The sequence below is a fragment of the Nonomuraea sp. NPDC049607 genome, from assembly GCF_040675375.1.
Taxonomy (GTDB): domain Bacteria; phylum Actinomycetota; class Actinomycetes; order Streptosporangiales; family Streptosporangiaceae; genus Nonomuraea.
On record NZ_JBFAOV010000107.1, the window covers coordinates 1 to 1,326 of the forward strand.

The 1,326-nt window shown below is 66.7% G+C and carries 1 pseudogene; it reads left to right on the forward strand.

The features are described 5' to 3' along the window. Positions 1–1,326: pseudogene (locus tag AB0J97_RS51615) on the forward strand (DNA-directed RNA polymerase subunit beta); the annotation flags it as partial.

Consider the following 1,326-nt stretch of genomic DNA (forward strand, 5'->3'; position numbering starts at 1 on the left):
AGAAGGACCACACGGCCGGTCAGGATGACGCGCTGCTGGACATCTACCGCAAGCTGCGGCCGGGTGAGCCGCCGACCAAGGAGTCGGCGCAGACCTTGCTGGAGAACCTGTACTTCAATCCCAAGCGGTACGACCTGGCCAAGGTGGGCCGCTACAAGATCAACAAGAAGCTCGGGGTCGACTCCGAGATCACGCAGGGCACGCTGACCGAAGAGGACATCGTCGCCACCATCGAGTACATCGTCCGCCTGCACGCGGGCGAGGAGTCGATGCCGGGCGCCAACGGTGAGGTGATCGTCGAGGTCGACGACATCGACCACTTCGGCAACCGCCGCCTGCGCAGCGTCGGCGAGCTCATCCAGAACCAGGTCCGGCTGGGCCTGGCCCGCATGGAGCGCGTCGTCCGCGAGCGGATGACCACCCAGGACGTCGAGGCGATCACGCCGCAGACCCTGATCAACATCCGTCCCGTCGTTGCCTCCATCAAGGAGTTCTTCGGCACCTCGCAGCTGTCGCAGTTCATGGACCAGACCAACCCGCTGGCCGGCCTGACGCACAAGCGGCGTCTGTCCGCGCTCGGCCCTGGTGGTCTGTCCCGTGAGCGGGCCGGCTTCGAGGTCCGTGACGTGCACCCGTCCCACTACGGCCGGATGTGCCCGATCGAGACCCCTGAAGGCCCGAACATCGGTCTGATCGGCTCGCTGGCCTCCTACGGCCGGATCAACGCCTTCGGCTTCGTCGAGACGCCTTACCGCAAGGTCGTCGACGGCAAGGTGACCGAGCAGATCGACTACCTGACGGCCGACGAGGAAGACCGCTACGTCAAGGCGCAGGCCAACACGACGCTCAACTCCGACGGTTCGTTCGCCGAGTCCCGCGTCCTGGTCCGTACCAAGGGCGGTGAGACCGAGCTCGCCCGTGCCGAGGAAGTCGACTACATCGACGTGTCGCCGCGCCAGATGGTGTCGGTGGCCACCGCGATGATCCCGTTCCTCGAGCACGACGACGCCAACCGCGCGCTCATGGGCTCCAACATGCAGCGCCAGTCGGTGCCGCTGCTCAAGAGCGAGGCGCCGCTGGTCGGCACCGGCATGGAGTACCGTGCCGCGACCGACGCCGGCGACGTCATCAGCGCCGAGAAGGCCGGTGTGGTCGAGGAGGTCTCCGCCGACTACGTCACCGTCATGAACGACGACGGCACGCGGACGACGTACCGGGTCGCCAAGTTCAAGCGCTCCAACCAGGGCACCTCCTTCAACCAGAAGCCCATCGTCGCCGAGGGCGACCGGGTCGAGGTCAACCAGGTCATCGCCGACGGCCCCTGCA